18 protein-coding genes and 2 tRNA genes are annotated in these 26565 nt (G+C 62.5%); 10 read left to right on the forward strand and 10 right to left on the reverse strand.

The genetic code is table 11. The features are described 5' to 3' along the window. Nucleotides 1-4: 4 nt before the first annotated feature. The 4 genes from ispE (at nucleotide 5) to ACLRDN_RS20560 (ending at nucleotide 2854) form a co-directional block, all read left to right on the forward strand. Nucleotides 5-874, forward strand: a complete 870-nt coding sequence (gene ispE, locus ACLRDN_RS20545; RefSeq protein WP_413457784.1) for a 4-(cytidine 5'-diphospho)-2-C-methyl-D-erythritol kinase — start codon at nucleotides 5-7, stop codon at nucleotides 872-874. 79 nt (nucleotides 875-953) lie between these two features. Continuing rightward, nucleotides 954-1030, forward strand: a tRNA-Gln gene (locus ACLRDN_RS20550). A gap of 130 nt (nucleotides 1031-1160) precedes the next feature. Next, a complete protein-coding gene (locus ACLRDN_RS20555) occupies nucleotides 1161-2111 on the forward strand; it encodes a ribose-phosphate pyrophosphokinase (RefSeq protein WP_008332043.1) in 951 nt (316 codons plus the stop codon). A gap of 137 nt (nucleotides 2112-2248) precedes the next feature. Continuing rightward, nucleotides 2249-2854, forward strand: a complete 606-nt coding sequence (locus tag ACLRDN_RS20560) for a 50S ribosomal protein L25/general stress protein Ctc (protein WP_039784118.1) — start codon at nucleotides 2249-2251, stop codon at nucleotides 2852-2854. Nucleotides 2855-2947: 93 nt separating this feature from the next. Here the strand turns inward: ACLRDN_RS20560 and ACLRDN_RS20565 are convergent, their stop codons facing one another. From ACLRDN_RS20565 to ACLRDN_RS20590, 6 genes are all read right to left on the reverse strand, one after another. Beyond that, entirely contained in the window at nucleotides 2948-4747 is a 1800-nt protein-coding gene (locus ACLRDN_RS20565) for a M61 family metallopeptidase (RefSeq protein ID WP_413457785.1), read from the reverse strand. 239 nt (nucleotides 4748-4986) lie between these two features. Continuing rightward, on the reverse strand, nucleotides 4987-6450 hold the full coding sequence (locus ACLRDN_RS20570) for a glutamate synthase subunit beta (protein WP_413457786.1): 1464 nt from the start codon (nucleotides 6448-6450) through the stop codon (nucleotides 4987-4989). 111 nt (nucleotides 6451-6561) lie between these two features. Further along, entirely contained in the window at nucleotides 6562-11238 is a 4677-nt protein-coding gene (locus ACLRDN_RS20575) for a glutamate synthase-related protein (protein WP_413457787.1), read from the reverse strand. Nucleotides 11239-11423: 185 nt separating this feature from the next. Next, nucleotides 11424-12155, reverse strand: a complete 732-nt coding sequence (locus tag ACLRDN_RS20580; protein ID WP_413457788.1) for a transposase — start codon at nucleotides 12153-12155, stop codon at nucleotides 11424-11426. Between the two features lie 183 nt (nucleotides 12156-12338). After that, nucleotides 12339-13316 carry a TerC family protein gene (locus ACLRDN_RS20585; protein WP_413457789.1) on the reverse strand — a complete coding sequence of 326 codons (978 nt, stop codon included), beginning with the start codon at nucleotides 13314-13316 and terminating at the stop codon, nucleotides 12339-12341. Between the two features lie 68 nt (nucleotides 13317-13384). Next, nucleotides 13385-13681: a zf-TFIIB domain-containing protein gene (locus ACLRDN_RS20590; protein ID WP_413457790.1), complete on the reverse strand. Its 297-nt coding sequence runs from the start codon at nucleotides 13679-13681 to the stop codon at nucleotides 13385-13387. A gap of 166 nt (nucleotides 13682-13847) precedes the next feature. Between ACLRDN_RS20590 and nhaR the strand changes: the two genes are divergently transcribed. Next, the gene (gene nhaR / locus ACLRDN_RS20595; protein ID WP_413457791.1) at nucleotides 13848-14789 is read left to right on the forward strand and encodes a transcriptional activator NhaR; all 942 of its coding nucleotides are present in this window, start codon (nucleotides 13848-13850) and stop codon (nucleotides 14787-14789) included. A 387-nt stretch (nucleotides 14790-15176) separates the two neighbouring features. On the opposite strand, the gene ACLRDN_RS20600 is transcribed toward nhaR, so the two are convergent. Continuing rightward, a complete protein-coding gene (locus tag ACLRDN_RS20600; protein WP_413457792.1) occupies nucleotides 15177-16040 on the reverse strand; it encodes a LysR substrate-binding domain-containing protein in 864 nt (287 codons plus the stop codon). A 117-nt stretch (nucleotides 16041-16157) separates the two neighbouring features. On the opposite strand from ACLRDN_RS20600, the gene ACLRDN_RS20605 reads away from it, so the two are divergent. Beyond that, nucleotides 16158-17381 (forward strand): MFS transporter, encoded by a 1224-nt coding sequence (locus tag ACLRDN_RS20605; protein WP_413457793.1) that lies wholly within the window; start codon nucleotides 16158-16160, stop codon nucleotides 17379-17381. Nucleotides 17382-17462: 81 nt separating this feature from the next. Here ACLRDN_RS20605 and ACLRDN_RS20610 read toward each other — a convergent pair whose 3' ends face one another. Then, nucleotides 17463-18965: an AMP nucleosidase gene (locus ACLRDN_RS20610; protein WP_413457794.1), complete on the reverse strand. Its 1503-nt coding sequence runs from the start codon at nucleotides 18963-18965 to the stop codon at nucleotides 17463-17465. A gap of 566 nt (nucleotides 18966-19531) precedes the next feature. Between ACLRDN_RS20610 and ACLRDN_RS20615 the strand changes: the two genes are divergently transcribed. The 4 genes from ACLRDN_RS20615 (at nucleotide 19532) to ACLRDN_RS20630 (ending at nucleotide 23052) form a co-directional block, all read left to right on the forward strand. Next, complete coding sequence (locus tag ACLRDN_RS20615; protein WP_413457795.1) at nucleotides 19532-20599, forward strand: type II asparaginase; 1068 nt, start codon at nucleotides 19532-19534, stop codon at nucleotides 20597-20599. 152 nt (nucleotides 20600-20751) lie between these two features. Next, on the forward strand, nucleotides 20752-22380 hold the full coding sequence (locus ACLRDN_RS20620) for a glucan biosynthesis protein (protein ID WP_413457796.1): 1629 nt from the start codon (nucleotides 20752-20754) through the stop codon (nucleotides 22378-22380). Between the two features lie 82 nt (nucleotides 22381-22462). After that, a tRNA-Arg gene (locus ACLRDN_RS20625) sits at nucleotides 22463-22539 on the forward strand. A 207-nt stretch (nucleotides 22540-22746) separates the two neighbouring features. Then, the gene (locus ACLRDN_RS20630) at nucleotides 22747-23052 is read left to right on the forward strand and encodes a hypothetical protein (protein ID WP_413457797.1); all 306 of its coding nucleotides are present in this window, start codon (nucleotides 22747-22749) and stop codon (nucleotides 23050-23052) included. 44 nt (nucleotides 23053-23096) lie between these two features. On the opposite strand, the gene ACLRDN_RS20635 is transcribed toward ACLRDN_RS20630, so the two are convergent. Together ACLRDN_RS20635 and ACLRDN_RS20640 are read right to left on the reverse strand one after the other, a co-directional pair. Next, nucleotides 23097-23369 (reverse strand): hypothetical protein, encoded by a 273-nt coding sequence (locus ACLRDN_RS20635; RefSeq protein WP_413457798.1) that lies wholly within the window; start codon nucleotides 23367-23369, stop codon nucleotides 23097-23099. Next, nucleotides 23366-26476 carry a multidrug efflux RND transporter permease subunit gene (locus ACLRDN_RS20640; protein WP_413457799.1) on the reverse strand — a complete coding sequence of 1037 codons (3111 nt, stop codon included), beginning with the start codon at nucleotides 26474-26476 and terminating at the stop codon, nucleotides 23366-23368. The genes ACLRDN_RS20635 and ACLRDN_RS20640 overlap by 4 nt, the downstream gene beginning before the upstream one ends. Nucleotides 26477-26565 lie beyond the last annotated feature (89 nt).

Here is a 26565-nt window from a genome sequence, read left to right on the forward strand (position 1 = left end):
GCGCATGACCACCACCCTCACCGCCTGCCCGGCGCCGGCCAAGCTGAACCTGTTCCTGCACGTGACCGGCCGCCGCCCGGATGGCTATCACCTGCTGCAATCGGCCTTCCAGCTGATCGATCGCTGCGACACGCTTGATTTCAGCCTGCGCGAGGATGGGCAGATCCGCCGTACCAATGAGGTCCCCGGCGTGCCTGAGGCATCGGACCTGGTGATCCGTGCCGCGCACCTGCTGCGCGAGGCCAGCGGCCAGCTACAACTGGGCGCCGACATCACGGTGCACAAAGTGCTGCCCATGGGCGGCGGAGTCGGTGGCGGCTCGTCGGACGCGGCAACGACATTATTGGTCTTGAATCATTTATGGAAATGCGGCTACAATCGCGCCTCGCTGATGGAGATGGGCCTGAAGCTGGGGGCCGATGTTCCCTTCTTCCTGTTCGGCCGCAATGCATTCGCCGAAGGTGTGGGTGAAGAATTGTCGGTACTGCATACCGCCGAGTGCTGGTATGTGGTGATCGAACCGGGCGTATCTGTTCCAACTTCAATAATTTTTTCATCAAAGTTGTTGACAAGGGATACGCAACCCGTCAGAATAACGGACTTTCCTGATGCGACGAAACAAGTTGCTTCCAGCTTCGGGAAAAACGATCTGGAAATGGTGGCAACCGCACATTTCCCCGAAGTGGCAGCAGCAGTCGAGTGGCTGGGCAAATTCGGGAGTGCAAGGATGACCGGATCTGGCGCCTGTGTGTTTAGTGCATTCGAACACGAACATGAGGCAGACGAAGTGCTCAAGCAATTGCCTTCGCGCTGGATCGGCTGGAAAGCCAAAGCGATGCAGGAACATCCTCTCGCCCATTTAGTGCAGTCGTAATAGAGAATTAGAGAATTGGTTTGACGAAGACGCAGCGCCTGAAGATGAGCGCGCCGGCACGGCAAACAGCAAGTTGCGTAGGGGAATCGCCAAGCTGGTTAAGGCACCGGATTTTGATTCCGGCATTCCAAGGTTCGAATCCTTGTTCCCCTGCCATTTAATTCGGACAGGCCTTGTTTGATCAGGCCCGGGTCCAGTCAGAAAAATAAGCCGTCAATGTGAGACCGAACAAGTCAAGCATTGTCGGCTTTTCGACTTTTTAACGATTGCATTCAGGGATACCCACATGGCACTTGAGAACCTGATGGTTTTTACGGGCAACGCCAACCCCGAACTGGCGCGCGGCGTCGCTGAGAAACTCGGTATCCCGCTGGGCAAGGCCAATGTTTCGAAGTTCTCCGACGGCGAAGTCATGGTCGAGATCAATGAAAACGTTCGCGGCAAGGACGTCTTCGTGCTGCAGTCCACCTGCGCACCGACCAATGACAACCTGATGGAAATCATGATCATGGTCGATGCTCTGAAGCGCGCATCGGCTGGTCGCATCACCGCCGCCATCCCCTACTTCGGCTATGCCCGCCAGGACCGCCGCCCGCGTTCGGCGCGCGTTGCCATCTCGGCCAAGGTCGTGGCCAACATGTTGCAGGAAGCCGGCGTCGAGCGCGTCCTGATCATGGATCTGCACGCAGACCAGATCCAGGGCTTCTTCGATATCCCGGTGGACAACATCTACGCCTCGCCGATCCTGCTTGGCGACCTGGTCAACAAGAACTACGACGACCTGCTGGTGGTCTCGCCCGACGTCGGCGGCGTGGTGCGCGCCCGTGCGCTGGCCAAGCGCCTGAACTGCGACCTGGCCATCATCGACAAGCGCCGTCCGAAGGCCAACGTCTCCGAAGTGATGAACATCATCGGTGAAGTCGAAGGCCGCAACTGCGTCATCATGGATGACATGGTCGATACCGCCGGTACCCTGACCAAGGCAGCGGAAGTGTTGAAGGAACGTGGCGCCAAGAAGGTCGTGGCTTACTGTACGCACCCGGTGCTGTCGGGTCCGGCCATCGATCGCATCGCCAATTCGCCGCTGGATGAACTGGTCGTCACCGACACCATTCCGCTGTCGCCCGCTGCACGCGGCTGCCCGAAGGTACGTCAGCTGACCTGCGCCGACCTGCTGGCCGAGACCTTCAAGCGCATCACCAAGGGTGACTCGGTGATGTCGCTGTTTGCTGAATAAGATTTTGCATTCGCCTCGCTGCGTTTTTTCGCAGCGAGGTTTTTTCGTATTCCCTGGTCGCGGGGAATATTTATCTCACGGGGCAACCGTCCATGGAATGATTCCACGACGAGCCCCGCCAACATTGGAGTTATCACATGAAAGTCATCGCCTTTCCGCGTAATGAACAGGGCACCGGAGCGAGCCGCCGCCTGCGTCGCGCGGGTCAAACCCCGGGCATCGTCTACGGTGGCACCGCTGCCCCGCTGAACATCGCTGTTGACCACAACGCGCTGTACCACGCCCTGAAAAAGGAAACCTTCCACTCGTCCATCCTGGACCTGGAAATCGACGGCAAGGTCGAGCAAGTGCTGCTGCGTGACTTCCAAGTCCACGCGTTCAAGCAACTGGTCCTGCACGTTGACTTCCAACGCGTGGATGCTTCCCAGAAGCTGCACACCAAGGTGCCCCTGCACTTCGTGAACGCCGAGATCTCCCCGGCCGTCAAGCTGCACGCCGGCATCATCAGCCACGTGGCTGCTGAACTGGACGTGACCTGCCTGCCGAAGAACCTGCCTGAGTTCATCGAAGTCGACCTGGCCAAGCTGGACGTCGGTCAATCGATCCACCTGGCTGACCTGAAGCTGCCCAACGGCGTGACCGCCGTGACCCAGGAAAACCTGACCATCGCCACCGCCACCGTGCCGGCTGGTCAAGTGGCCGCTGAAGGTGAAGCTGCTGGCGGCGCTGAAGAAGCCAAGTAATTCGCTTTTTCTGCTGCAAGAAAAAACCCGCCGATTTGCGTTGGCGGGTTTTTTTTCGTCTTGCGTCATTGAGACAAGCGACGCCGCGTCAAATCAGCGGCCCTTCAGGGTGAGCCATGCCTGGCGCTGACGCAGCACCGCCACCGGCTTGGCCAGCGCCTTGAGCGCAACCTGCGGTGCGGTATCGGACTTGAGCCTGACGCTGAACTCCATCAGTTCATCACGGCGGAAGGCGTGGATGCGCACGGTGTCATTGAAACGATAGCGCGCCAGCAAACCGTCAGGCCCCGCCGCCGGTACGCGCAGGCCATCGATGGCGACCAGTTTGTCGCCGGCCGACAGGCCCGCCTGCATCGCCGGGCCGCCCTCATAGACGGCGGCCAGCTTGGCGTCGCCGCCTTCCTTGCCGATGCGTGCGCCGAGCCAAGGCTTGGCATCAGCAGGTACGCTGGCCTCATAGGCCACACCGAAGGCGGGCAGCAGTTCATCCAGCGGCACATCCTCGGTACCACGGATGTGACGGTCATGGAAACGCTTGAGGTCAGCGCCGCTCAACTCTTCCATGATGGCCAGGATCTCGTCTTCCGGCACGCCCTGCTGCTTGCCGTCGTAGAAGTCGCGGCCATAGCGCGTCCACAAACCGCGCATCACATCATCCAGCGAACGGCGGCCACGGGTCTGGCTGCGGATGGTCAGGTCCAGCCCCAGCGCCACCAGCGAGCCCTTGGTGTAGTAACTGACGATGGCATTGGTGGCGTTTTCATCCTGTCGGTAATACTTGACCCAGGCATCGAAGCTGGATTCGGCCACGCTCTGTTTCTTGCGGCCGCTGCCGCGCAGCACGCCCGTGACCGTCTTGCCGACCAGCTTGAGGTAGTTGTCGACATCGATGACACCGGTACGGACCAGGAACAGGTCGTCGTAATAACTGGTAAAGCCCTCGAAGAGCCACAGCAGCGAGGTGTAGTTTTCCTGGCGCAGATCGTAGGGCGCGAACACCGCCGGCTTGATGCGCTTGACGTTCCAGGTGTGGAAATACTCATGGCTGCACAGGCCCAGGTAAGTGCGGTAGCCATCGGTCTGCTCCGGCTTGCCCTTGACCGGCAGGTCGGCCCGCGAGCAGATCAGCGCGGTCGATGCACGGTGTTCCAGACCGCCGTAGCCATCGCCCACGGCCAGCGTCATGAAGACGTAGCGATCCATGGGCGCACGCTTGCTGCGCGGCTCGAAGAAGGCGATCTGCGCCTCGCAGATCTTCTTCAGGTCATCGCACAGGCGCGCCAGGTCGAGATTGGGCACGCGGCCCGTGATGACCACATCGTGCGGCACGCCATGCGCCTGGAAAGTGGCCAGGGCAAAGTCGCCGATTTCCACCGGATGATCGATCAGCGCATCGTAGTTCGGTGCAAGGTAAGTCCCGAAACCATAGCGCTTGGCCTTCAGTTCAGGCATGGCCGTGGCCACACGCCAGCGCTTGAAGTCTTCCCCTTCGGGACGAACGATGTCCACCACCTGCTCGCCCTCCTCGAACCCATGCGCGGCCAGGAAGACGCTGGTGCCGTTGAAGAAGCCATGGGTGCGGTCCAGGTGGGCCGTGCGCACCGACAGGTCCCAGGCATACACCTGATAGTGCAGCGTCAGTGCGCCCTTGCAGGGGGCGGCTTGCCAGGTGTGCTTGTCCAGCTTCTTCACTGCCACCTTGCGGCCATTGGATTCGCCCCGCAATTGCACGATGTTCTTGCCGAATTCACGGATCATGTAGCTGCCCGGAATCCAGGCCGGCAACGAGAAGAGCTGGCCGTCAGCGGCCGGGCTATCGACGGTGACGCTGACGTCGTAGAGATGGGAGGCAGGATCGAGGGAAGTGATGCGGTAGCGGATCGGGGTTGCCATTGCAATGTGCGTAGGGATGGTGCCGGCATGCGGCGATGGGCCATTTTACACGCGCTGCCAAAGCGCATGGGGCTTGGCGCACGGGCGTGGAACGAACCACATGACGAAAAAAAACCGGACCGGCTTGCGCCGATCCGGGTCCAGGGTCAAACGAAAACTGCGGAATACTGCGTACTGCTTGATACTTTTTAAATCATATAAATCATATAAATCATTTACCGATCGATACCAGATGCCGATCAGCGCGGCAGCAGCGAAGAACCCATCAGGAATTCATCCACCGCACGTGCGCACTGGCGGCCTTCGCGGATCGCCCACACCACCAGCGACTGGCCACGGCGCATGTCGCCTGCAGCAAAGACCTTCTCCACCGACGTCTTGTAGCAGCCTTCGCCATCGGTAGTGGCCTTGGCATTGCCGCGCGCATCCTTCTCGACGCCGAAGGCGTCCAGCACCTGCTGCACCGGCGAGACAAAGCCCATGGCCAGCAGCACCAGGTCAGCCTTGATCTCGAATTCCGAATCGGGCACTTCGACCATCTTGCCGTCCTTGATCTCGACGCGCGCCGCGATCAGCTTCTCGACCTTGCCGCCCTTGCCTTCCAGGCGCTTGGTGGTGACGGCGAAGTCGCGTTCGCAACCTTCCTCATGCGAGGAAGAGGTGCGCAACTTGATCGGCCAGTAGGGCCAGACCAGCGGCTTGTTTTCGGATTCCGGCGGTTGCGGCATCAGTTCGAACTGGGTCACCGACGCTGCACCGTGACGGTTGGAGGTACCGACGCAGTCAGAGCCGGTGTCGCCACCGCCGATGACGACCACGCTCTTGCCGGTGGCCATGATCTGGTTCTTCAGCTTGTCGCCGGCATTGACCTTGTTCTGCAGCGGCAGGAAGTCCATGGCGAAATGCACGCCCTTCAGCTCGCGGCCCGGCACCGGCAGGTCACGCGGGGACTCCGCACCACCAGCGATGACCACTGCGTCGAATTCCTTCTTCAGCTCTTCCGGAGTCACGCTTTCCTTGGACCAGTTGTTGACGGTCTCGGGGAATTCCTTGCCGACGAAGACACCGGTGCGGAAAGTGACGCCTTCGGCCTTCATCTGTTCCACGCGCAGGTCGATGTGCGACTTTTCCATCTTGAAGTCGGGGATGCCATAACGCAGCAGGCCGCCGACGCGGTCGTTCTTCTCGAACACGGTCACGTCGTGACCGGCGCGCGCCAGCTGCTGGGCTGCGGCCAGGCCGGCAGGACCGGAGCCGACCACGGCAACCTTCTTGCCGGTCTTGATGGCGGCCGGTTGCGGCACGACCCAGCCGTTTTCCCAACCCTTGTCGATGATGAAGTGCTCGATCGACTTGATGCCCACTGCGTCGTTGTTGATGCCCAGGGTGCAGGCGGCTTCGCAGGGTGCCGGGCAGATGCGGCCGGTGAACTCGGGGAAGTTGTTGGTCTGGTGCAGGGTGTCCAGGGCTTCCTTGTAGTTGCCGCGATAGACCAGGTCATTCCAGTCGGGGATGATGTTGTTGACCGGGCAGCCGTTGTTGCAGAAGGGGATGCCGCAGTCCATGCAACGTGCGCCCTGGATCTTGGCGTCAGCGTCGCTCAGGTGCAGGACGAATTCCTTGTAATGCTTGGTACGCGTGGCAGGTGCCTCGCTGGCCTCTTTCAGGCGCTGGTACTCCATGAAACCGGTTGCTTTTCCCATTTTCCTCTCACATTCTCGCTAAGGATTGCGGCGGGCTGCGCTCTCACTCCGGGTGGCGCCACGCCCGCCGGCGTGCTTGATTGATTAGTCCGATCACTGCCTGAGGATGAATCAGGCAGCGACCTTTTCCTTCTTCGTTTGGGCAGCGGCGGCCAGTTCGGCCAGCGCACGCTTGTACTCGGTCGGGAACACCTTGACGAACTTGGCGCGCGACGCCGCCCAGTTATCCAGCAGGTAGCGCGCACGCGTGCTGCCGGTGTACTTGAAGTGGCGTTCAATCAAGCCGCGCAGGATGGCTTCGTCGGTCTGGCGCTCGCCACCGCGCAGCAGGCTGTGCCAGATGTCGCGGCCCAGGGTCTGCTCCTGCTCGGTGTCGGACAGGACCTTCTCCAGGCTGACCATCGAGGTATTGCACTTGCCGGCGAAATCGCCTTCCGGGTCATACACATAAGCGATACCACCCGACATGCCCGCTGCGAAGTTGCGGCCGGTGTTGCCCAGCACCACCACGGTGCCGCCGGTCATGTATTCGCAACCGTGATCGCCCGTGCCTTCCACCACTGCAGTGGCACCGGAGTTGCGCACGGCGAAACGCTCGCCGGCCACGCCGTTGATGAAGGCTTCACCGCTGATGGCACCGTACAGGACGGTGTTGCCCGAGATCATGTTGTCCACGGCACGGCCACGGAACTCGGTGTTGGGACGCACGATGATGCGGCCACCCGACAAGCCCTTGCCGACGTAGTCGTTGCCTTCGCCGACCAGGTCCAGGGTCACGCCCTTGGCCAGGAAGGCGCCGGCGGACTGGCCTGCGGTCCCTTGCAGCTGGATGTGGATGGTGTCGTCCGGCAGGCCTTCATCGCCGTAACGCTTGGCCACTTCACCCGAGAGCATGGCGCCGACGGTACGGTTGAGGTTCTTGATCGGGGAGATGAAGGAAACCTTCTCGCCCTTCTCCAGCGCGATCTTGGCTTGCGCGATCAGCTTGTGGTCCAGTGCCTTGTCCAGGCCGTGGTCTTGCACGTCGGTGTGGAACACCGGCAGGTGCGACTCGGGCTGATGGAAGATGCGGCTGAAGTCCAGACCCTTGGCCTTCCAGTGCGCGATGGCCTTGGAACGGTCCAGCAGGTCGGCGCGGCCGATCAGTTCGTCGAACTTGCGGATGCCCAGCTGGGCCATGATCTGGCGCGCTTCTTCAGCGATGAAGAAGAAGAAGTTGACCACGTGTTCCGGCTTGCCGGAGAACTTGGCGCGCAGCACCGGATCTTGCGTAGCCACGCCCACCGGGCAGGTGTTGAGGTGGCACTTGCGCATCATGATGCAGCCTTCGACCACCAGCGGAGCGGTGGCGAAACCGAATTCGTCCGCGCCCAGCATGGCGCCGATGACGACGTCACGGCCAGTCTTCATCTGGCCGTCAGCCTGCACGCGGATGCGGTTGCGCAGGCCGTTGAGGACCAGGGTCTGCTGGGTTTCAGCCAGGCCCAGTTCCCACGGCGAACCGGCATGCTTGATTGAGGACAGCGGCGAAGCACCGGTACCGCCATCGTGACCGGCGATGACCACATGATCCGACTTGGCCTTGGCCACGCCGGCCGCCACGGTACCCACACCCACTTCGGAGACCAGCTTGACCGAGATGGAAGCGCGCGGGTTGACGTTCTTCAGGTCGTGGATCAGCTGGGCCAGATCCTCGATGGAGTAGATGTCATGGTGCGGCGGCGGCGAGATCAGGCCCACGCCCGGCACCGACACGCGCAGCTTGGCGATGTATTCCGAGACCTTGTGGCCGGGCAGCTGGCCGCCTTCGCCAGGCTTGGCGCCCTGGGCCATCTTGATCTGGATCTGGTCGGCCGAGATCAGGTATTCGGCGGAGACGCCGAAACGGCCCGATGCCACCTGCTTGATGCGCGAGCGCAGCGAGTCGCCTTCCAGCAGGGGAATGTCGACTTCGATGTGTTCGCGGCCGATTTCGGAAGCCAGGGTCGCACCTTGCTTGATGGGGATGCCCTTCAACTCGTTGCGATAACGGTTGACGTCCTCGCCACCTTCACCCGTGTTGGACTTGCCGCCGATGCGGTTCATGGCGATAGCCAGCGTGGCGTGGGCTTCGGTCGAGATCGAGCCCAGCGACATGGCGCCGGTGGCGAAGCGCTTGACGATTTCCTTGGCCGGTTCCACTTCATCGATCGAGATCGCCTTGGAGGGGTCGATCTTGAACTCGAACAGGCCGCGCAGCGTCATGTGGCGCTTGGACTGGTCGTTGATGATCTGGGCGTATTCCTTGTAGGTGTTGTAGCTGTTCGAACGGGTCGAGTGCTGCAGCTTGGCGATCGCGTCCGGGGTCCACATGTGCTCTTCGCCGCGGATGCGGAAGGCGTATTCGCCACCGGCGTCCAGGGCATTGGCCAGCACCGGGTCGGCGCTGAAGGCGGCGGTGTGCAGGCGCAGCGCTTCTTCGGCCACTTCGAACACGCCGATGCCTTCGACGTTGGACGCGGTGCCCTTGAAGTACTTGTCCACCAGCGCCTTGGACAGGCCGATGGCTTCGAAGATCTGCGCGCCGCAGTAGGACATGTAGGTCGAGATGCCCATCTTGGACATGACCTTCAGCAAGCCCTTGCCGACCGCCTTCTGGAAGTTGTAGATGGCCTTCTCAGGCGACAGGTCGCCCGGCAGGCCCTTGGCCAGATCGGCCAGGGTGTCCATGGCCAGGTACGGGTGGATCGCTTCGGCGCCATAGCCTGCCAGCAGGGCGAAGTGGTGCGTTTCGCGGGCCGAACCGGTTTCCACCACCAGGCCGGTGGAGGTGCGCAGGCCCTTGCTGACCAGGTGCTGGTGGATGGCCGAGGTGGCCAGCAGTGCCGGGATCGGCAGCTGGTCGGCATCGACCTTGCGGTCCGAAATGATCAGGATGTTGTGGCCCGACTTGACCGCATCGACCGCCTTGGCGCACAGCGAAGCCAGGCGGGCTTCGATGCCTTCCTTGCCCCAGGCCACGGGGTAGCAGATGTTCAGTTCGTAGGACTTGAACTTGCCGCCGCTGTGCGCGCTGATGTTGCGCAGCTTGGCGATGTCGTCATAGTCCAGCACCGGCTGCGACACTTCCAGGCGCATCGGCGGGTTGATGTTGTTGGTGTCCAGCAGGTTGGGCTTGGGGCCGATGAAGGACACCAGCGACATGACCAGCGCTTCGCGGATCGGGTCGATGGGCGGGTTGGTCACCTGCGCGAACAACTGACGGAAGTAGTTGTACAGCGGCTTGTTCTTGTTGGACATGACCGCCAGCGGCGAGTCATTGCCCATGGAGCCGATGGCTTCCTCGCCGCCGCTGGCCATGGGGGCCATCAGGAACTTGACGTCTTCCTGGGTGTAGCCGAAGACCTGCTGCAGGTCCAGCAGCTTCAGGGACGAGGACGGCTGGCGCGGCTCTTCCTTCAACTCGTCCAGCTTGACGCGCACCGAGTTGATCCACTGCTTGTAGGGCTTGGCGTTGGCGTAGGTGTCCTTCAATTCCTTGTCGTCGATGATGCGGCCGGCATCCAGGTCGATCAGGAACATCTTGCCCGGCTGCAGGCGCCACTTCTGGATGATCTTGGATTCGGGAATGGGCAGCACGCCCGATTCGGAAGCCATCACCACCAGGTCGTCATCGGTGACGATGTAGCGCGCCGGACGCAGGCCGTTGCGGTCCAGCGTGCCGCCGATGTGGCGGCCGTCGGTGAAGGCCAGCGCAGCGGGGCCGTCCCACGGTTCCATCATGGCGGCGTGGTATTCGTAGAAGGCGCGGCGGTTGTCGTCCATCGAGGTGTGGTTTTCCCAGGCTTCGGGGACCATCATCATCATCGCCTGCGGCAGCGGATAGCCGGCCATGACCAGCAGTTCCAGCGCGTTGTCGAAGCTGGCGGTGTCGGACTGGCCTTCATAGATCAGCGGGAACAGCTTCTTGAGGTCCGAACCCAGCACAGCCGACTGCATCACGCCTTCGCGGGCGCGCATCCAGTTGAAGTTGCCCTTGACGGTGTTGATTTCACCGTTGTGGGCGATCAGGCGGTACGGGTGGGCCAGCGGCCATTCCGGGAAGGTGTTGGTGGAGAAGCGCTGGTGCACCAGGGCCAGCGCGGAGACACAGCGCTCGTCCTGCAGGTCCTTGTAGTACACGCCGACCTGGTCGGCCAGCAGCAGGCCCTTGTAGACCACGGTACGGGCCGACATCGAGGGCACGAAGAATTCCTTGCCGTGCAACAGGTTCAGGGCCTGGATGGCGTGGCCGGAAGACTTGCGGATCACGTAGAGCTTGCGTTCCAGCGCGTCGGTGACCATCACGTCGGGACCGCGGCCGATGAAGATCTGGCGGATCACCGGCTCTTTTTCGCGCACGGTCGGCGACATCGGCATGTCGCGGTCCACCGGCACATCGCGCCAGCCCAGCACGATCTGGCCTTCGGCCAGCACCGCGCGTTCGATTTCCTGTTCACAGGCAATGCGGGAAGCGTTTTCCTTGGGCAGGAAGACCATGCCCACGCCGTATTCACCGGGCGGCGGCAGGTCCACGCCCTGCTTGGCCATCTCTTCACGGTAATACTGGTCGGGGATCTGGATCAGGATACCGGCACCGTCACCCATCAACGGGTCGGCACCGACAGCACCCCGGTGGTCCAGGTTCTTCAGGATGAGCAAACCCTGGTCAACGATGGAATGGGTTTTCTTGCCCTTGATGTGGGCGATGAAACCGACGCCACAGGCGTCATGTTCATTTGCTGGGTCATAAAGGCCTTGCGCGTGCATAACGGAACTCCACCACATTGACTGTAAGGATTTGAAGAATAGTGCACTGCACCCAATAGTTCAATGAAAATAATTAGGGTCTGAGTGCAATTAAAATCCCCAAAATTTTCAGGATTTTCAAATTAGGGACAGAGCAAAGCAATGCGGACTCAAGTCCTTGATTGCAAAGGCTTATTTTTGAAACCTTACGATTCTTGCCGGACGGATACTTCATCCGCATCGCCCACGACGCGAACGATGGCGGGGCGGCCACGCTTGGCCGGACTGACGCGCCGGTGGGTCTGGCGCTCCAGCCCCTGCTTGAATTCTTCCGAACCCAGCGCCCAACCCTTGAGCGTGGCATCGGTGATGCGCTCCACTTCGGCGCGCGCCAGGCCCTCTTCGGTGAGCTGGCGATAGGCGATTTCGCGGTCAAAGGGAGTGTTGCCAATCGACCAATATTGGGGATGGTCGGTAATCAGGCCATCCTGCTTGGCCCCGATGTGATGCATGTAGCTGGACCACGGATACTCCCCGGGGCTGGCCGCCAGGCCACGGCGCACGGGGTTGAGCTCGATGTAGCGGCAGATGGCCAGCAGGTAGAGCTCGGCGTCGATGACGGTGGCGCGGTAACGCCCCTGCCACAGCGTGCCGCTGCGTCCATGCTTCTGATTGAAATACGGGACGTAGTGGCGCCCTATCCATTGCATCATCCGTGCCAGGCCCTGGTCGTCGGACGGGGTGGCCAGCAGGTGCAGGTGATCCGGCATGAGCACGTAGGCATGTACGGCCACCTTGAATTGCCGTGCAGCATCCTTGAGCCAGCCGAGGAAGGCCAGATGGTCCTCGGCATCGCCGAAGATGACCAGGCCATCATGGCCACGCTGGATGATGTGGTGCGGCTGGTGCGGAACGACGAGTCGGGGAAGGCGGGCCATGGCGGACGCTGCAAACCTGAAGAATGGGAGCCAACATTCTAATGCACTCCGTCCCCAATAAACACGCGATGCCGAATTTGCATCGTTTTATCCAATTTATTCAGTCGCGCATAAAAAAACCGGCCAGATCGCTCCAGCCGGTCAAACCCCACGTTGAATTGTTCACATGTCCATCAAATCGGCTTAACCCGCCGTGGTTTCCTTTTCCTTGCCCTTGGTCAGGACCAGGCTGGCGATGATGGAGATCACCAGGATGGCACCGACGATGGACAGCGAGACCAGCACCGGCACGTGGAACCAGTAGGACGCCAGCATCTTGCCGCCCACGAACAGCAGCACCAGGGCCAGGCCGTACTTGAGCAGGTGGAAGCGCTCTGCCGAATCAGCCAGCAGGAAGTACAGCGCACGCAGACCCATGATGGCGAACATGTTCGAGGTGAAGACGATGAACGGATCCTTGGTGATGGCGAAGATCGCCGGGATGCTGTCCACCGCGAAGATCACGTCGGAAATTTCGATCAGCAGCAGCACCAGCATCAGCGGGGTGAAATAGCGCACGCCATTGATGCGGGTGGTGAACTTCTCGCCGTCATAGTCGTTGCTGATCTTCAGATGGCCGCGCAGCCAGCGCAGCAGCGGGTTGTCGCCCAGATCAGCTTCCTTGTCGGCGAAGATCAGCATCTTCACGCCGGTGAATACCAGGAAGGCACCGAACACATACAGGATCCAGCTGAACTGCGCGATCATCCAGGCACCCAGGAGGATCATCACGGCGCGCATGACGATGGCACCGATGACACCGTACAGCAGCACGCGGCGCTGCATTTCAGCCGGCACCGCGAAGTAGCTGAAGATCATCAGGAACACGAAGATGTTGTCCACCGACAGCGCCTTCTCGATCAGGTAGCCGGAGAGGAACTCGGCACCCTTCTGGTTGGCGAACTCGCGGCCGACATTGGCATCGAGGTACCACCACATCAGGCCGGCGAACAGGAAGGCCAGCGACACCCACACCGCCGACCAGCCCAGCGCCTCCTTGGGCGAGACCCGGTGGGCATTGCGTCCGCCCAGGGCGAACATGTCCACGGCCAGCATCCCCAGCACGAAGACGATGAAACCACCCCACATGGGCAGGCTTGCGAAACTCTCTACACCGTTCACGTCAGACCTCTCTCTTCTTGTTCATCCGCCAGGGGCGGGATCGGTTTTTCGGTTTCTGGAAAACATCTTCAATCGAAGTCGAAGATTTCGCCCAGGAAGCCTTTTTTCTTGCGTTTGTATTCATATCCATGCCCTCCCTGCCCGTAGCGGGCATCGTAGGCCGGTGGCGGCGGCGTGTGCATCGCCGGCCGCGCCGCGGCCATGGGCGCCGCGGCACTGGCCTGGCTGGCGGCGGAACGGTCGATCAGCTTGTCCAGCTCGCCGCGATCCAGCCACACGCCCCGGCATTGCGGGCAGTAATCAATCTCGATGCCCTGGCGTTCCGAGATCAGCAGGTTGTGAGATGTGCAGACAGGACATTTCATCAGGCTCTCCTCAAAGTCAGGTTTGGCAACGATGTCCGGCGCGCTGACAACTCAAGATCACTACCGGACAAGGCGTCACTTTAGGCGAAAGTCTGATGAATGAAAATTCGAATATTTTGAGATAATGCTTCGGAAAAACCGAAGTATCCAAACAAGGGTGATTGCCATGGCCAGCCTCAACTACAAGCATCTCCACTATTTCTGGACCGTGGCCAAGACCGGTGGCGTGGCGCGCGCCAGCGAGCGGCTGCACCTGACGGCCCAGACCATCAGCGGGCAGATCAGCCTGTTCGAAGAAGCCCTTGGCTACAAGCTCTTCAAGCGTGTGGGACGGCGGCTGGAACTCAACGATGAAGGCCGCATGGTGTTTGACTATGCCGAGCGCATCTTCAGCCTGGGCGAGGAATTGGAAGAAGCGCTGCGCCTGCGCCCCGGCGGACGCACGCTGCAACTGCGCGTGGGTGTGGCCGATGCCGTGCCCAAGGCGATTGCCTACCTGCTGCTGGAAAGCGCACTGGCCATGCAGGACCCGATCCGCATCATCTGCCGCGAAGGCAAGCTCGACGTGCTGCTGGCCGACCTGGCCATCCACAAGCTGGACATCATCATCGCCGACAGCCCCATGCCACCCAATGTGGACGTGCGCGGCTACCACCATCTGCTGGGCGAATGCGATACCAGCTTCTTCGCCACGCCCGAACTGGCCAGGCGCTACCGCAAGGGGTTTCCGCAGAGCATGGATACCGCACCCTTCCTGATGCCCGGAGAAGATGCGGCAGTACGTCCGCGCCTGCTGCGCTGGTTCGAGAAGGAAGGCATCCGCCCGCGCATCACCGGTGAATTCGACGATGGCGCCCTGCTGCTGGCCTTCGGCGACGCCGGCGCCGGGATTTTTGCCGCCCCGACAGCCATTGCCGCGCAGATCCGCAAACAATACGGCCTGGTCGAGATCGGCAAGACCGACGCCATCCGCGAGCAGTTCTACGCCATCTCGGTCGAACGCCGGCTCAGCCACCCGGCCGTGCTGGCGATCCAGACGGCCGCGCGCGGCAACCTGATCGTCGGCAGTAAAACGCCATCACCGCGCAGCGCCAGGGACGAAAGATAAGTCACTTGCCGGCATGCGGATATGTCATCCGGCAAGTAGCGGCAACAATGTGGAAAACATCAAAATATATGCACCTTGGGACATATGTACTCATCATTCCTCACGACCTGGCCGTTCAGGCGGCGACCTGTCGTAAATGACGGGAAAAGACAGCTGTGAAGTGGGAAGGAAGACGCGGGACAAAAGAAAAACCCCACGTCCCTTGCGAGCCGTGGGGTAAATCCCATTCTCGGGGGGGAGAATGGAGGGGGAACTTCAATATAGGGAAATAGCCCACCCGTCGCAGCCGTTTTTACAAATGGTTACACCCTCTTCATATGCTGCAGATGCGAACATATTTAGTGCAGACGGATGCATATCAAAACAATCCTGTATGAATCCAATATATCAAAGACTTGCCACAAGTAAAGACCGCAGTGCCAGCAGGGAGGCCGTGCTGCGTTCGCGCCGGCTGATCAGGTAAGTGGTGACCCGCCCGTCGCGGCCCAGCGAATGGGTGACAAAGCCGTGGGGTTCCATCTGCATGGCGATCACCGAGCGCGGCACCACCGCCACCCCGGCCCCGGCGGCCACGCAGGCGAGGATAGCGTGATAGGAGGCCAGTTCCAGCGTGCGCACCGGCGCCCCACCCCGGCCTTGCCCGGCGAACCAGCTTTCGGCATGGCGGCGGTAGGCGCAGCCCTGCTCGAAGACGATCAGGGTATCGAGCTGAACATCCTCGGGAGAGCGCACCCGGCGATGGCTGCACGGCGTCACCAGCAGCAGCTCTTCCTTGTACAGCGGCGTGGCCGAGAGGGCCGCATCCTCGATAGGCCCGGCCACCAGCGCCGCATCAAGCTTGCCGGTGCGCACGCCGGCGATCATCACATCGGTCGGGCCGGTCGAGAGCTCCAGCCGCACTTCCGGCCAGCGTTGGTGGAATTCGGCCAGGGGCGCCGGCAGGCGGCTGGCGGCGGCGCTTTCCATGGAGCCGATGCGCAGGCGGCCCCGCGGATTCTGGGGCGAGACCACCTCGCGCGCCTCCTGCACCAGGTCGAGGATGCGTTCGGCGTAATCCAGCAGGGCTTCGCCCGAGGCAGTGAGTACCAGCCGTTTGCGGTCACGCACGAACAGCGGCACACCGATGGACTGCTCCAGCTGCTTGATGCGCGTGGTGACATTGGACTGCACCCGGTTGAGCCACTCGGCGGCGCGGGTCACGCCGCCTTCGGCGACGACGGTGCGGAAGATTTCCAGTTCGGCCAGTTCCATGGCTGCTCCTGTGGATGTTCTCGAATCAAGATGAAGTCATCCCGATTATTCATTTTTTGGAATGACCGAAAGACGATAGCATAGACCCCTGTTCACCTCACGCCTTTGCGCCTGCCCATGACCCAGCCCGCCGCCTCACACCCCAGCGCCTCCCTTCACGCGCTGGCCTGGAAAGTCTGCCTGTCCGGCATGGTGGCCCTGTCGGTGGCGATGGGCATCGGCCGCTTCGCCTTCACGCCGCTGTTGCCGATGATGCTGCATGAAGGCAGCCTCTCGCTGCAGATGGGCGGCTGGCTGGCCACCGCCAATTACCTGGGCTACTTCGCCGGTGCCATGCTGTGCGCCTTCCATCGCAGCAAGCGCGGCGTGGCCATGCTGCGCGCCGGGCTGGTGGTGACCATCCTGCTCACGCTGGGCATGGGCGTGCTGCATCAGGACTGGATCTGGCTGTGGATGCGCTTTCTCTCGGGCGTGGCCAGCGCCTATGTGTTCGTCTATACCGCCGGCTGGTGCCTGCAGCAACTGACGCAACTGGGCCGTCCGGAACTGGGCGGCGTGATCTTCTGCGGTCCCGGCCTGGGCATCGCGCTGACCGGCCTGCTCTCGGGCCCCATGATCGCGGCCGGCTGGCTGGCCGCCGGTGGCTGGATCCTCTTCGGTGTCATCGCGCTCGGGCTCACGGCGCTGGTGTGGAAGTCGTTCAGCTTCGATGCCGGACGCGGCCTCAACGTGCATCCGCATGACAGCAATGCAGCACAGGTTCCGGTGCCGGAATCGGCGAGCCAGAAGCGCGAAGTGATGATCCAGGTGATTGCCTACGGCATCGCCGGATTCGGCTACATCATCACCGCCACCTTCCTGCCGGTGATCGCGCGCCAGGCGCTGCCGGGCTCGGTGTGGCCGGATTATTTCTGGCCCATCTTCGGCCTGTCGGTGGCGGCAGGCGCCTTCAGCGCCACCCGCTTGTCGGTGCAGGGCGACCAGCGCTTGCTGCTGACCGGGGCTTACCTGATGCAGGCGGCGGGCGTACTGGTGTCGATCATGTTTCCCAGCGCGCCCGGCTTTGCGCTGAGCTGCCTGCTGCTGGGCCTGCCCTTCACCGCCATTACCTTGTTCGGCATGCGCGAAGCACGCCGCCTGCGCCGCGAACAGGCCAGCAGCCTCATGGCCCTGATGACCGCCGCCTACGGCATCGGCCAGATCGCCGGTCCGCCACTGGCTACCGCCCTGGTAAAGGGCAGCGGCTCCTTCACGCCCTCGCTGAGCGTGGCGGCGGTGACGCTGGTCATCGGTGCCGGGCTCTACTATCGGCTGACCATCACGCATCGCCTGCCGCGCTGATCCGCTTTCGACGCATCATGAAAAACGCCCGCGACATCGACTGCCACGGGCGTTTCTCTTTGGCGCAACCGGCAATGTGAATCAGCGGAACGCCGGCTCCGCAAAGCTGCGCAGCTTGCGGCTGTGCACCTGCTCGATGCCATTGTTGCGCAACAGCTCCAGCGCGCGAATGCCGATCTGCAAGTGCTGCGCCACGCGCTGCTCATAGAAGGTATTGGCCATGCCGGGCAGCTTGATCTCGCCATGCAGCGGTTTGTCCGAGACGCACAGCAGCGTGCCGTAGGGCACCCGGAAGCGGAAACCGTTGGCCGCCACCGTCGCACTTTCCATGTCCAGCGCGATGGCGCGGCTCTGCGAGAAGCGCAGCAGCGGCATGCGATGGTCGCGCAGTTCCCAGTTGCGGTCATCGACCGAGGCCACGGTGCCGGTACGCATGATGCGCTTCAACTCATAGCCATCGAGCTGGGTGATGCTGGCCACCGCATCCTGCAAGGCCAGCTGTACTTCGGCCAGCGCCGGGATCGGCACCCACAGCGGCAGGTCGTCATCGAGCACGTGATCGTCCCGCACATAGGCGTGCGCCAGCACGTAATCGCCCATGCGCTGCGAGGCCGACAAGCCAGCGCAGTGGCCCAGCATCAGCCAGCCGTGCGGACGCAAGACGGCCACGTGGTCGGTCACCGTCTTGGCATTGGACGGGCCCACGCCGATATTGACCAGGGTGATGCCGCTGCCATCGGCGCGCTGCAGGTGATAGGCCGGCATCTGCGGCTGCCGTGCTGGTGCCACACCGGAAACTGGCCTGGTGTCTGTACCGGTCTGGTTGGCACTCCAGGTGGTGACATTACCGGGCTCGACGAAGGCAGTGTACTGGCGGCGATAGGCCAGTTCATCCGGATCATCGGTCGCTTCCATCAGGCGCCGGCCCAGGCGCACGAATTCATCGACGTAGAAGGCGTAGTTGGTGAAGAGCACGTAGCGCTGGAACTGGTCCGGCGAGGTCGCCGTGTAATGGCGCAGGCGATGCAGCGAGTAATCGATGCGCGGCCCGGTGAACAGCGCCAGCGGGTGCGGCCCTTCGCGCCAGGCACCGTTGTCCACTTCATAGGTGCCGTTGGCGATGCGGTCATCCATGGTCGCCAGGTCGGGCAGGTCGAAGTAATCGGGCAGCGTGCGCAGGTGTTCCGGGTCCAGGCTGCCTTCCACGTGTATGCCTTCGGGGAAGGCGAAGTGTACCGGAATCGGCAGCTCGCTCACGCCCACTTCCAGCGGTACGTCATGGTTCTGCAGTACCAGCTTGAACTGGGCCAGCAGGTATTGATGGAACAGCTTGGGACGCGTGAGCGTGGTCTCGTAGCAGCCGGGACCGGCCACGAAACCGAAGGACTGGCGGGTATCGGTGTGGGTGGATTTTTCGGTGGTGATGCGCACGAAGGGATAGCAGGCACGCACCCGCTGCGGCATCCCCTGACCATTGGAAAACTGGCGGAAGGCATCGCGCAGGATGGCCGTGTTGTGTTCGTAGATCTCCAGCACGCGCGCATAGGCGGCTTCGGGGTTGGTGAATTTTTCTGTGGCAAACATCGTGGTTCTCCATCATTGCCGCGCGCCGCACCGGGTTGAGAGCCAATGCGCTGGGGCGGCGCGGCCGGTTGGACCGGTCATTCATCGAAAGAACTTGTGCGCGGCACCATCTTACCTGAGAGCGCCGCTTTCCATGCGGTTGCGCCATGCCGCGATCAAGCCGGACAATGTCGCGCTTGTCCGGCTTTGCTGCCGCCTGAATCGGTGATATCTTCCAAGCTCTCCCCCGCGATTTACTTATTTTTTCGTTCGCGCATTCTTCCCTGCCCGGCTCGCTTCCGCGCGGCCTGGCGACGACGTCAGCCCCTTGTCAGCGGCGAGTCATTTTTCCCTTTTCGATCACCCTTGCCCGGCCAAAACGCACCAAACGTGCGTGCACCCCCGTCGCAAAGGCCCGTCCCATGCGGCTTTCTCACCAGATAAAAAAACCTTTGATTGCCAGGCGAGCCGGTGCTATCGTGTCGGCGCTTTTGACGGGATACCATCACGCAGCAAGACGTGAACCATCTTCGCCGGGCACCCATAAAACTAAGAAAATTTATCCAACCACTTGTTCAGAGGCAAACATGTTCATCAGAAAAATCTTCCAGCAGATGCTGGTCCTGCTCTGCCTGGCTGCAGCGGCTGCCGCGCAAGCGCAGAACCTGCCAAATGTCGTCATCCTGGCCACCGGCGGCACCATCGCCGGCACCGGCGCCACCAGCACCACCACCGTCGGCTACACCGCTGCCAAGGTCGGCGTAGATGCGCTGATTGCCGCCGTTCCTGAACTCAAGAAGGTCGCCAACGTGCGCGGCGAGCAGGTCATGCAGATCGCCAGCGAGAACATGAACAACGACGCCTGGCTGAAGTTGGCCAAGCGCGTCAACACCCTGCTGGCGCAGAGTGACGTCGATGGCATCGTCATCACCCACGGCACCGACACCATCGAAGAAACCGCCTACTTCCTGGACCTGGTGGTCAAGAGCAAGAAGCCGGTGGTGATCGTGGGCGCCATGCGTCCCTCCACCGCCATCAGCGCTGACGGCCCGATCAACCTGTACAACGCCGTGCTGCTGGCCGGCTCCAAGGAAGCCGTCGGCAAGGGCGTGCTGGTGACCCTGAACGACCAGATCAACGCTGGCCGTGAAGTGACCAAGACCAACACCTCCACCATGGACACCTTCAAGACGCCGGAGCTGGGCTTCCTGGGCTACATCCAGGGCAGCAAGCCTTACTTCTATCGCCAGTCCACCCGCAAGAACACGGCCGACACCCCGTTCGACATCACGAACCTGGACAAGCTGCCGCAAGTGGACATCGTCTACGGCTACGCCAACATGAACCCGATCGCGCTCAACGCCTTCGTGGCCGCTGGCGCGCAGGGCATCATCCACGCCGGCGTGGGTGACGGCAGCCTGAACAACACCGTGGTGCCGTCGCTGACCGAGGCCCGCAAGAAGGGCGTCGTGATCGTGCGTTCCAGCCGCGTCGGCCAGGGCATCGTGGCGCGCAACGGCGAAGCCGACGACGACAAGCTGGACTTCGTGGTCTCCGATACGCTGAACCCGCAGAAGGCGCGCATCCTCTTGATGCTGGCCCTGACCAAGACCACCGACAGCAAGGAAATCCAGAAGATGTTCTGGGAGTACTGATCCTGCCGGTCCGGCGGTCGCGACTGCCGGACCCTGCATCAGTGCAAAAGCCCGCTGCCCGTGCAGCGGGCTTTTTTATGGGCGGAACCAAGCCCGGCCGCGCTCACTCTGTAGAGTTCACCCCATCGGGAACAGCCTCAGGAGAACACCGCATGCCCAGCCGCCGTCATTTCCTCGCTGCCGCCAGTGCCGCTTCGGCATTGGCCGCCCTGGGCCTCTCGCCGCGTGCGCTGGCGGCGCAGGGCTTGCGCCTGGGGAACGCGCAGCCCTTTTCCTTCGACCGCCTCATCGCGCGTGCTCGCGACATGGCCCGCACGCCCTACCAGGCCCCGCCGGCCGTGCCGGCCGAGGTGCTGGACCAGATCGACTACGAAGCCCACGGCAAGATCCGCTTCAAGACTGCCGATGCACTCTTCGCCCAGGGGCCCGGCGCGTTTCCGGTGACCTTCTTCCACCTCGGCAAGTTCTTCCGTGTACCGGTACGGATGTTCATCCTTGCTGGTCAGGGCGATGGCACTGGTCCGGTACAGTCGCGCGAAGTGTCTTACCGCGATGACTATTTCGACATGCCGGCCGACAGCCCCGCCCATCAGCTTCCGGCAGGCAGCGGCTTCGCCGGTTTCCGCTTCCAGGAAAGCCGCCTGGCCGACCAGAAGGAGAAGGACTGGCATACCAACGACTGGGTGGCCTTCCTCGGTGCCTCCTATTTCCGCGCCATCGGCGACCTGTACCAGTACGGCCTGTCGGCGCGCGGCATCGCCATCGATGTGGCCCAGGCCGACCGCCCTGAAGAATTTCCCGACTTCACGCAATTCTTCTTCGAGCCCTCCACCCCGGGCAGCGATACGGTGGTGGTGTATGCCCTGCTCGACGGGCCCAGCATCACCGGTGCCTATCGCTTCGCCATGCAGCGCAAGCAGGGCGGCGGCGTGCACATGGAGATCGATAAATCGCTGTTCCTGCGGCGCGACGTGGCGCGCCTGGGCCTGGCCCCGGCCACTTCGATGTACTGGTTCTCGGAAACGGTGAAGGGCACCGGCGCCGACTGGCGGCCGGAGGTGCATGACTCGGACGGACTGGCGATCTGGAACGGCGCAGGCGAACATCTCTGGCGTGCGCTCAACAATCCGCCGCGCACGATGGCATCGGCCTTCAGCGACCAGCACCTGCGCGGCTTCGGCCTGCTGCAGCGCGACCGCGACTTTGATCATTATCTGGACGGCGTGCATTACGAGCGCCGCCCCAGCCTGTGGGTAGAACCGGTGGGCGACTGGGGCGAAGGCGAAGTGCAATTGATCGAGCTGCGCACCGATGACGAGATCCACGACAACATCGTCGCCATGTGGGTGCCCAAGGCCCCGGCGCGCGCCGGCAACGCCTACCGCCTGCGCTACCGGCTCTACTGGCAGCAGGACGAGCCCTTCCCTTCCCCGCTGGCACGCTGCGTGGCCACGCGCCTGGGCCGTGGCGGCCAGCCGGGCCAGCCGAGGCCGCCGCAGGTGCGCAAGTTCATGGTGGAGTTCAAGGGAGAGGCGCTGGCGGGGCTGCCCTTCGGCGTGAAGCCGGAAGCGGTCATCACGGCTTCGCGCGGCAGCATTTCCTATGTCTATACCGAGGCGCTGCCCAATGGCGTGCCCGGCCACTGGCGCGCGCAGTTCGATCTCACGGCCAGCGGCGAAGAGCCGGTCGAGCTGCGTCTGTTCCTGCGCCATCAGGGCCAGGCACTGAGCGAGACCTGGCTGTTCCAGTACCATCCGTTTGCCGCGCGGGAAGTCTATTGAAACGCGGCGGAATAGTTTTTTTGAAGGGCTGCGAAAAAATGTTTGTACTTTTTTGAAAAGCTCCTTATAATCTCGTTCTTTCGCGGCTGTAGCTCAGCTGGATAGAGTACTTGGCTACGAACCAAGGGGTCGTGGGTTCGATTCCTGCCAGCCGCACCATATGTAGTAGAAAAAGGGTCCATCGCAAGATGGGCCCTTTTTTGTTTTCTGCTGCCGCCAGCATGGCGCAGCTCATCCATCAAAATCCAAGGCTGGCCGACGCAGGGTTGCGCCATCGTCCGACAGGCGCCCGCAGCTCGGCTGGGGATAATCAAGGCTCCCCGAATCCGATTCCATCGATTTCCCTCGATGTCCACAGGAGCCGCAATGAAAAAGATGTCCTTCCTCATGCTGGCCGCCGGTTCGCTGGCCATGCTGGCCGCTGCCAAACCGGTACTGCGCCGCTATGACGAACTCAACCGCCGCCGTGCCGGCACCGCGCCCGCCGACACCGCCTCAGGCCAACCGGCCATCATCGGTGAAGAAGACATGCAGCCCGTCGCCCAGGAAAGCAGCATCGTGGCTGACGGCACGCAGCACCATGATCCGGCCGGCGCGCCGCCCGTCCATGCCGCTGCGGTCGATGCCCCGCCGCGCAAGGATGGCGACTTCGCGCCGCCGGTCGGTGCATGAAGCCAAGACATTGAATACGCTCGCAGGCGCCCGGGAGTTTTCCGTCAGGGCGTCAATCGGCGTTCGATGATCTCGTAGGCGCGCAGCATGCCGGCGATGCGGGCGTGCTCGAAATCAAGATACAGCCGGCTGTCCTGACGGTAACGCACGATGCGCCTGCCCTCGTGGAAGATGCGCAAGCTCATCTCCCAGCCATGCTGTCCCTGGCAGGCAATGACCCGGATATCGTGGCCCCGGTATTGGGCGTGGTGGATCTGCTCGCGGTCGTTGAGGAGCCGGCGGCCATAGAGCCGCAAATCACTGCGCGGACACATCATGCCTCCCGTACGCGCTGTGCGCTGCGGCTGCGCCCCGCCCCCAGCACCAGCACGAAGAACAAGGGGACGAACAGGACCGCCAGCACCGTGGCACTGACCATGCCGCCGAACACGCCCGTGCCGATGGCGCGCTGGGTCTCGGCACTCGCCCCCGAGGCCAGCATCAGCGGCACCACGCCCAACGCAAAGGCCAGCGAAGTCATGAGGATGGGACGCAGCCGCAGCACTGCCGCCTTGATCGCCGCCTCCACCAGGCCCGCACCCTCGGCGCGCAACTGGCGCGCGAACTCGACGATGAGGATGGCATTCTTGGCCGAGAGCCCGATGACGGTAATCATGCCGACCTTGAAGAAAACGTCATTGGGCATGTCGCGCAGGATCACCGCTGCGACCGCACCGATCAGGCCCAATGGCACCACCAGCATGACCGACAGCGGAATGCGCCAGCTCTCGTACAAGGCCGCCAGCACCAAGAACACCACCAGCATCGACAAAGCCATCAGCATCGGTGCCTGGGCTGCCGACAGGCGCTCCTGCAGCGACTGGCCGGTCCAGGCCACGGCAAAGCCGGGCGGCAGTTGCTGCGCCAGCTTTTCCATCTCGGCCATGGCATCGCCACTGGCCACGCCGGGCGCAGCACTGCCGGAGATGCGCACCGCCGGGAAGCCCTGGTAACGCTGCAATTGGGTCGGCACCACCTGCCATTGGGCTTGGACCATTTCCGAGAGCGGCACCATGCCGCCGTTCTGGTTGCGGACATACAGTTTCATCAGATCCTCGATCTGCATGCGCGACTGCGCCTGGGCCTGGATGATGACCTGCTGCATGCGGCCCGCATTGGGGAAATCATTGACATAGAAGGAACCCATGGCCGCCGAGAGCGTATCGCTGATGCTGGCAAAGGAAACGCCCAGCGCGGCCGCCTTGTGGCGATCCACGTTGAGCTGCAGGCTCGCGCCCGGTGGCAGGCCATAAGCATACACGCCCGCCAGCTTGGGGCTGTGCGCCGCCAGTGCCAGCAGTTGCGCTTCGGCCGCCTTGAGCGCGGCGTGGCCCTGGTTCGCACGGTCCTGCAGGCGCATGGCAAAGCCGGAGGAATTGCCCAGCTCCTCGATGGCCGGCGGCAGCAGGCTCATGACCATGCCGTCCACACCCTTCTCCATGGCCGCCTGCGCATGCTGGGCCTCGATGGCGGCGGTGGAACCCTTGCGTTCTCTCCAGTCCTTCAGTTCGGTGAAGGCCATCGCCGCATTGGGACCGGAACCGGAGAAACCGAATCCCAGCACCGACAAGTTGGCGCCGATATCCTCGCGTGTTTTCAGATAGCGCTCGAACTGATCCACGGCGCGCGCCGTGCGCTCGGTAGTAGCGTCGGCGGGCAGCTGGAAGCTGGTCATGAAATAGCCCTGGTCTTCTTCCGGCAGGAAGGCCGAAGGCAGCGCCCGCAAACCCAGCACCAGCAACAGCGACAGCGCGCCATAGAGCAGCATCATGCGCAGCCCGCGCGCGATCAAGCGGCCCAGCAGCGATTCATAGCGGCGCGTAAGGCGTGCGAAGGCACGGTTGAAGGCACCGAAGAAACCACGCTTCTCGTGATGGCCGGGGGCCACCGGTTTGAGCAACGTGGCGCACAGGGCCGGCGTCAGGCTCAGCGCCAGGAAGGCCGAGAACAGGATCGATACCGCCATGGCCAGCGAGAACTGGCGATAGATCACGCCCACCGATCCCCCGGCCAGCGCCATGGGAATGAAGACGGCGGTCAGCACCAGGGTGATGCCGATGATGGCGCCGGTGATCTCCCCCATCGCCTTGATGGTGGCCTCGCGCGGACCCAGGCCCTCCTCGGCCATGATGCGCTCGACGTTTTCCACCACCACGATGGCGTCATCGACGATGATGCCAATGGCCAGCACCATGCCGAACATGGTCAGCACGTTGACCGAGTAGCCGGCCACCAGCATCACCGCCAGCGTGCCCAAGAGCACAATGGGCGCGACGATGGCCGGGATGACGGTATAGCGCACGTTCTGCAGGAACAAATACATCACCAGGAACACCAGCACCATGGCCTCGATCAGGGTCTGCACCACTTTCTGGATGGAGATCTTGACGAAGGGCGCGGTGTTGTAGGGCAGCGAGAACTGCATGCCCTGCGGCAGGCTGGGGCGCAGTTCTTCCATGCGCGCCTGGATCGCTGCAGCCGTGCGGACCGCATTGGCACCGGGCGAGAGCTGCACGGCCGCCACGCCCGCAGGCTTGCCGTCTTCACGGTTGGCGAAGGCATAGGATTGCGCGCCCAGTTCGACCCGGGCCACGTCGCCCAGCAGCACCCGCGAACCATCGGACTTGGCCTTGAGCACGATGGAAGTGAACTGGTCCGGTGACTGCAACTGTCCTTGTACTGTCAGGGGAACGGCGATCTGCTGGCCCGGTACAGTTGGCGTATCGCCCAGGCGTCCGGGCGCAATCTGTACGTTCTGCTGGCTGATTGCTGTACTGATATCTGTCACGGTCAGTCCGAAGGCATTGAGCTTGAAGGGATCGATCCAGATCCGCATCGCCTGTTCGGCACCGAACAGTTGTACGCGGCCTACGCCGTCGACGCGGCGCAGTTCTTCGACGATGTTGCGGGCCAGGTAATCGTTGAGGCGGATTTCATCATGGCGCCCATCCACCGAGGTCAGGCTGACCATGAGCAGGAAGCCCGAGGCCGCCGACTCCACGGTCACGCCGTTCTGGCGCACCGTCTGCGGCAGGCGCGCTTCGATGGCCTTGAGCTTGTTTTGCACGTCGACCTGGGCCAGTTCCGGATCGGTGCCGGGCTTGAAGGTCACGGTGATCTGGGCGCTGCCCGAGGTATCGGCCGAGGATTCGAAATAGAGCAGGTTCTTCACGCCCGACAGTTCGCGCTCGATCAGGCTGATGACGCCATCGTTCATGGTCTGCGGCGTGGCCCCCGGATAGGTGGCGTTGATCGTCACGCTAGGCGGGGCCACCGAGGGATAGCGGGCAATGGGCAACTGGCTCATGGCGATCACGCCGAAGAGCACGATGAACAGCGCGACCACCCAGGCAAAGATGGGGCGGTCGATAAAGAAGCGAGGCATGCAGGAACTCCATCCGGGGAAACACGCGAAGGACAGCGCCTGCCGGTCAACCCGCAGCTTTTTTGCCGCACGGGCTGCCCGACAGTACA

It is taken from the genome of Herbaspirillum huttiense, assembly GCF_047300815.1.
GTDB lineage: Bacteria > Pseudomonadota > Gammaproteobacteria > Burkholderiales > Burkholderiaceae_D > Herbaspirillum > Herbaspirillum huttiense_A.

Excerpts from the sequence above, each read along its gene's own strand:
- ACLRDN_RS20575 (WP_413457787.1), bottom strand. The coding sequence starts at position 11,238 with ATGCACGCGCAAGGCCTTTATGACCCAGCAAATGAACATGACGCCTGT.
- ACLRDN_RS20630 (WP_413457797.1), top strand. The coding sequence starts at position 22,747 with ATGAAAAAGATGTCCTTCCTCATGCTGGCCGCCGGTTCGCTGGCCATG.
- ACLRDN_RS20560 (WP_039784118.1), top strand. The coding sequence starts at position 2,249 with ATGAAAGTCATCGCCTTTCCGCGTAATGAACAGGGCACCGGAGCGAGC.
- ACLRDN_RS20615 (WP_413457795.1), top strand. The coding sequence starts at position 19,532 with ATGTTCATCAGAAAAATCTTCCAGCAGATGCTGGTCCTGCTCTGCCTG.
- ACLRDN_RS20605 (WP_413457793.1), top strand. The coding sequence starts at position 16,158 with ATGACCCAGCCCGCCGCCTCACACCCCAGCGCCTCCCTTCACGCGCTG.
- ACLRDN_RS20620 (WP_413457796.1), top strand. The coding sequence starts at position 20,752 with ATGCCCAGCCGCCGTCATTTCCTCGCTGCCGCCAGTGCCGCTTCGGCA.
- ACLRDN_RS20570 (WP_413457786.1), bottom strand. The coding sequence starts at position 6,450 with ATGGGAAAAGCAACCGGTTTCATGGAGTACCAGCGCCTGAAAGAGGCC.
- nhaR (WP_413457791.1), top strand. The coding sequence starts at position 13,848 with ATGGCCAGCCTCAACTACAAGCATCTCCACTATTTCTGGACCGTGGCC.
- ACLRDN_RS20640 (WP_413457799.1), bottom strand. The coding sequence starts at position 26,476 with ATGCCTCGCTTCTTTATCGACCGCCCCATCTTTGCCTGGGTGGTCGCG.
- ispE (WP_413457784.1), top strand. The coding sequence starts at position 5 with ATGACCACCACCCTCACCGCCTGCCCGGCGCCGGCCAAGCTGAACCTG.
- ACLRDN_RS20580 (WP_413457788.1), bottom strand. The coding sequence starts at position 12,155 with ATGGCCCGCCTTCCCCGACTCGTCGTTCCGCACCAGCCGCACCACATC.
- ACLRDN_RS20600 (WP_413457792.1), bottom strand. The coding sequence starts at position 16,040 with ATGGAACTGGCCGAACTGGAAATCTTCCGCACCGTCGTCGCCGAAGGC.
- ACLRDN_RS20555 (WP_008332043.1), top strand. The coding sequence starts at position 1,161 with ATGGCACTTGAGAACCTGATGGTTTTTACGGGCAACGCCAACCCCGAA.
- ACLRDN_RS20635 (WP_413457798.1), bottom strand. The coding sequence starts at position 23,369 with ATGATGTGTCCGCGCAGTGATTTGCGGCTCTATGGCCGCCGGCTCCTC.
- ACLRDN_RS20565 (WP_413457785.1), bottom strand. The coding sequence starts at position 4,747 with ATGGCAACCCCGATCCGCTACCGCATCACTTCCCTCGATCCTGCCTCC.
- ACLRDN_RS20590 (WP_413457790.1), bottom strand. The coding sequence starts at position 13,681 with ATGAAATGTCCTGTCTGCACATCTCACAACCTGCTGATCTCGGAACGC.
- ACLRDN_RS20610 (WP_413457794.1), bottom strand. The coding sequence starts at position 18,965 with ATGTTTGCCACAGAAAAATTCACCAACCCCGAAGCCGCCTATGCGCGC.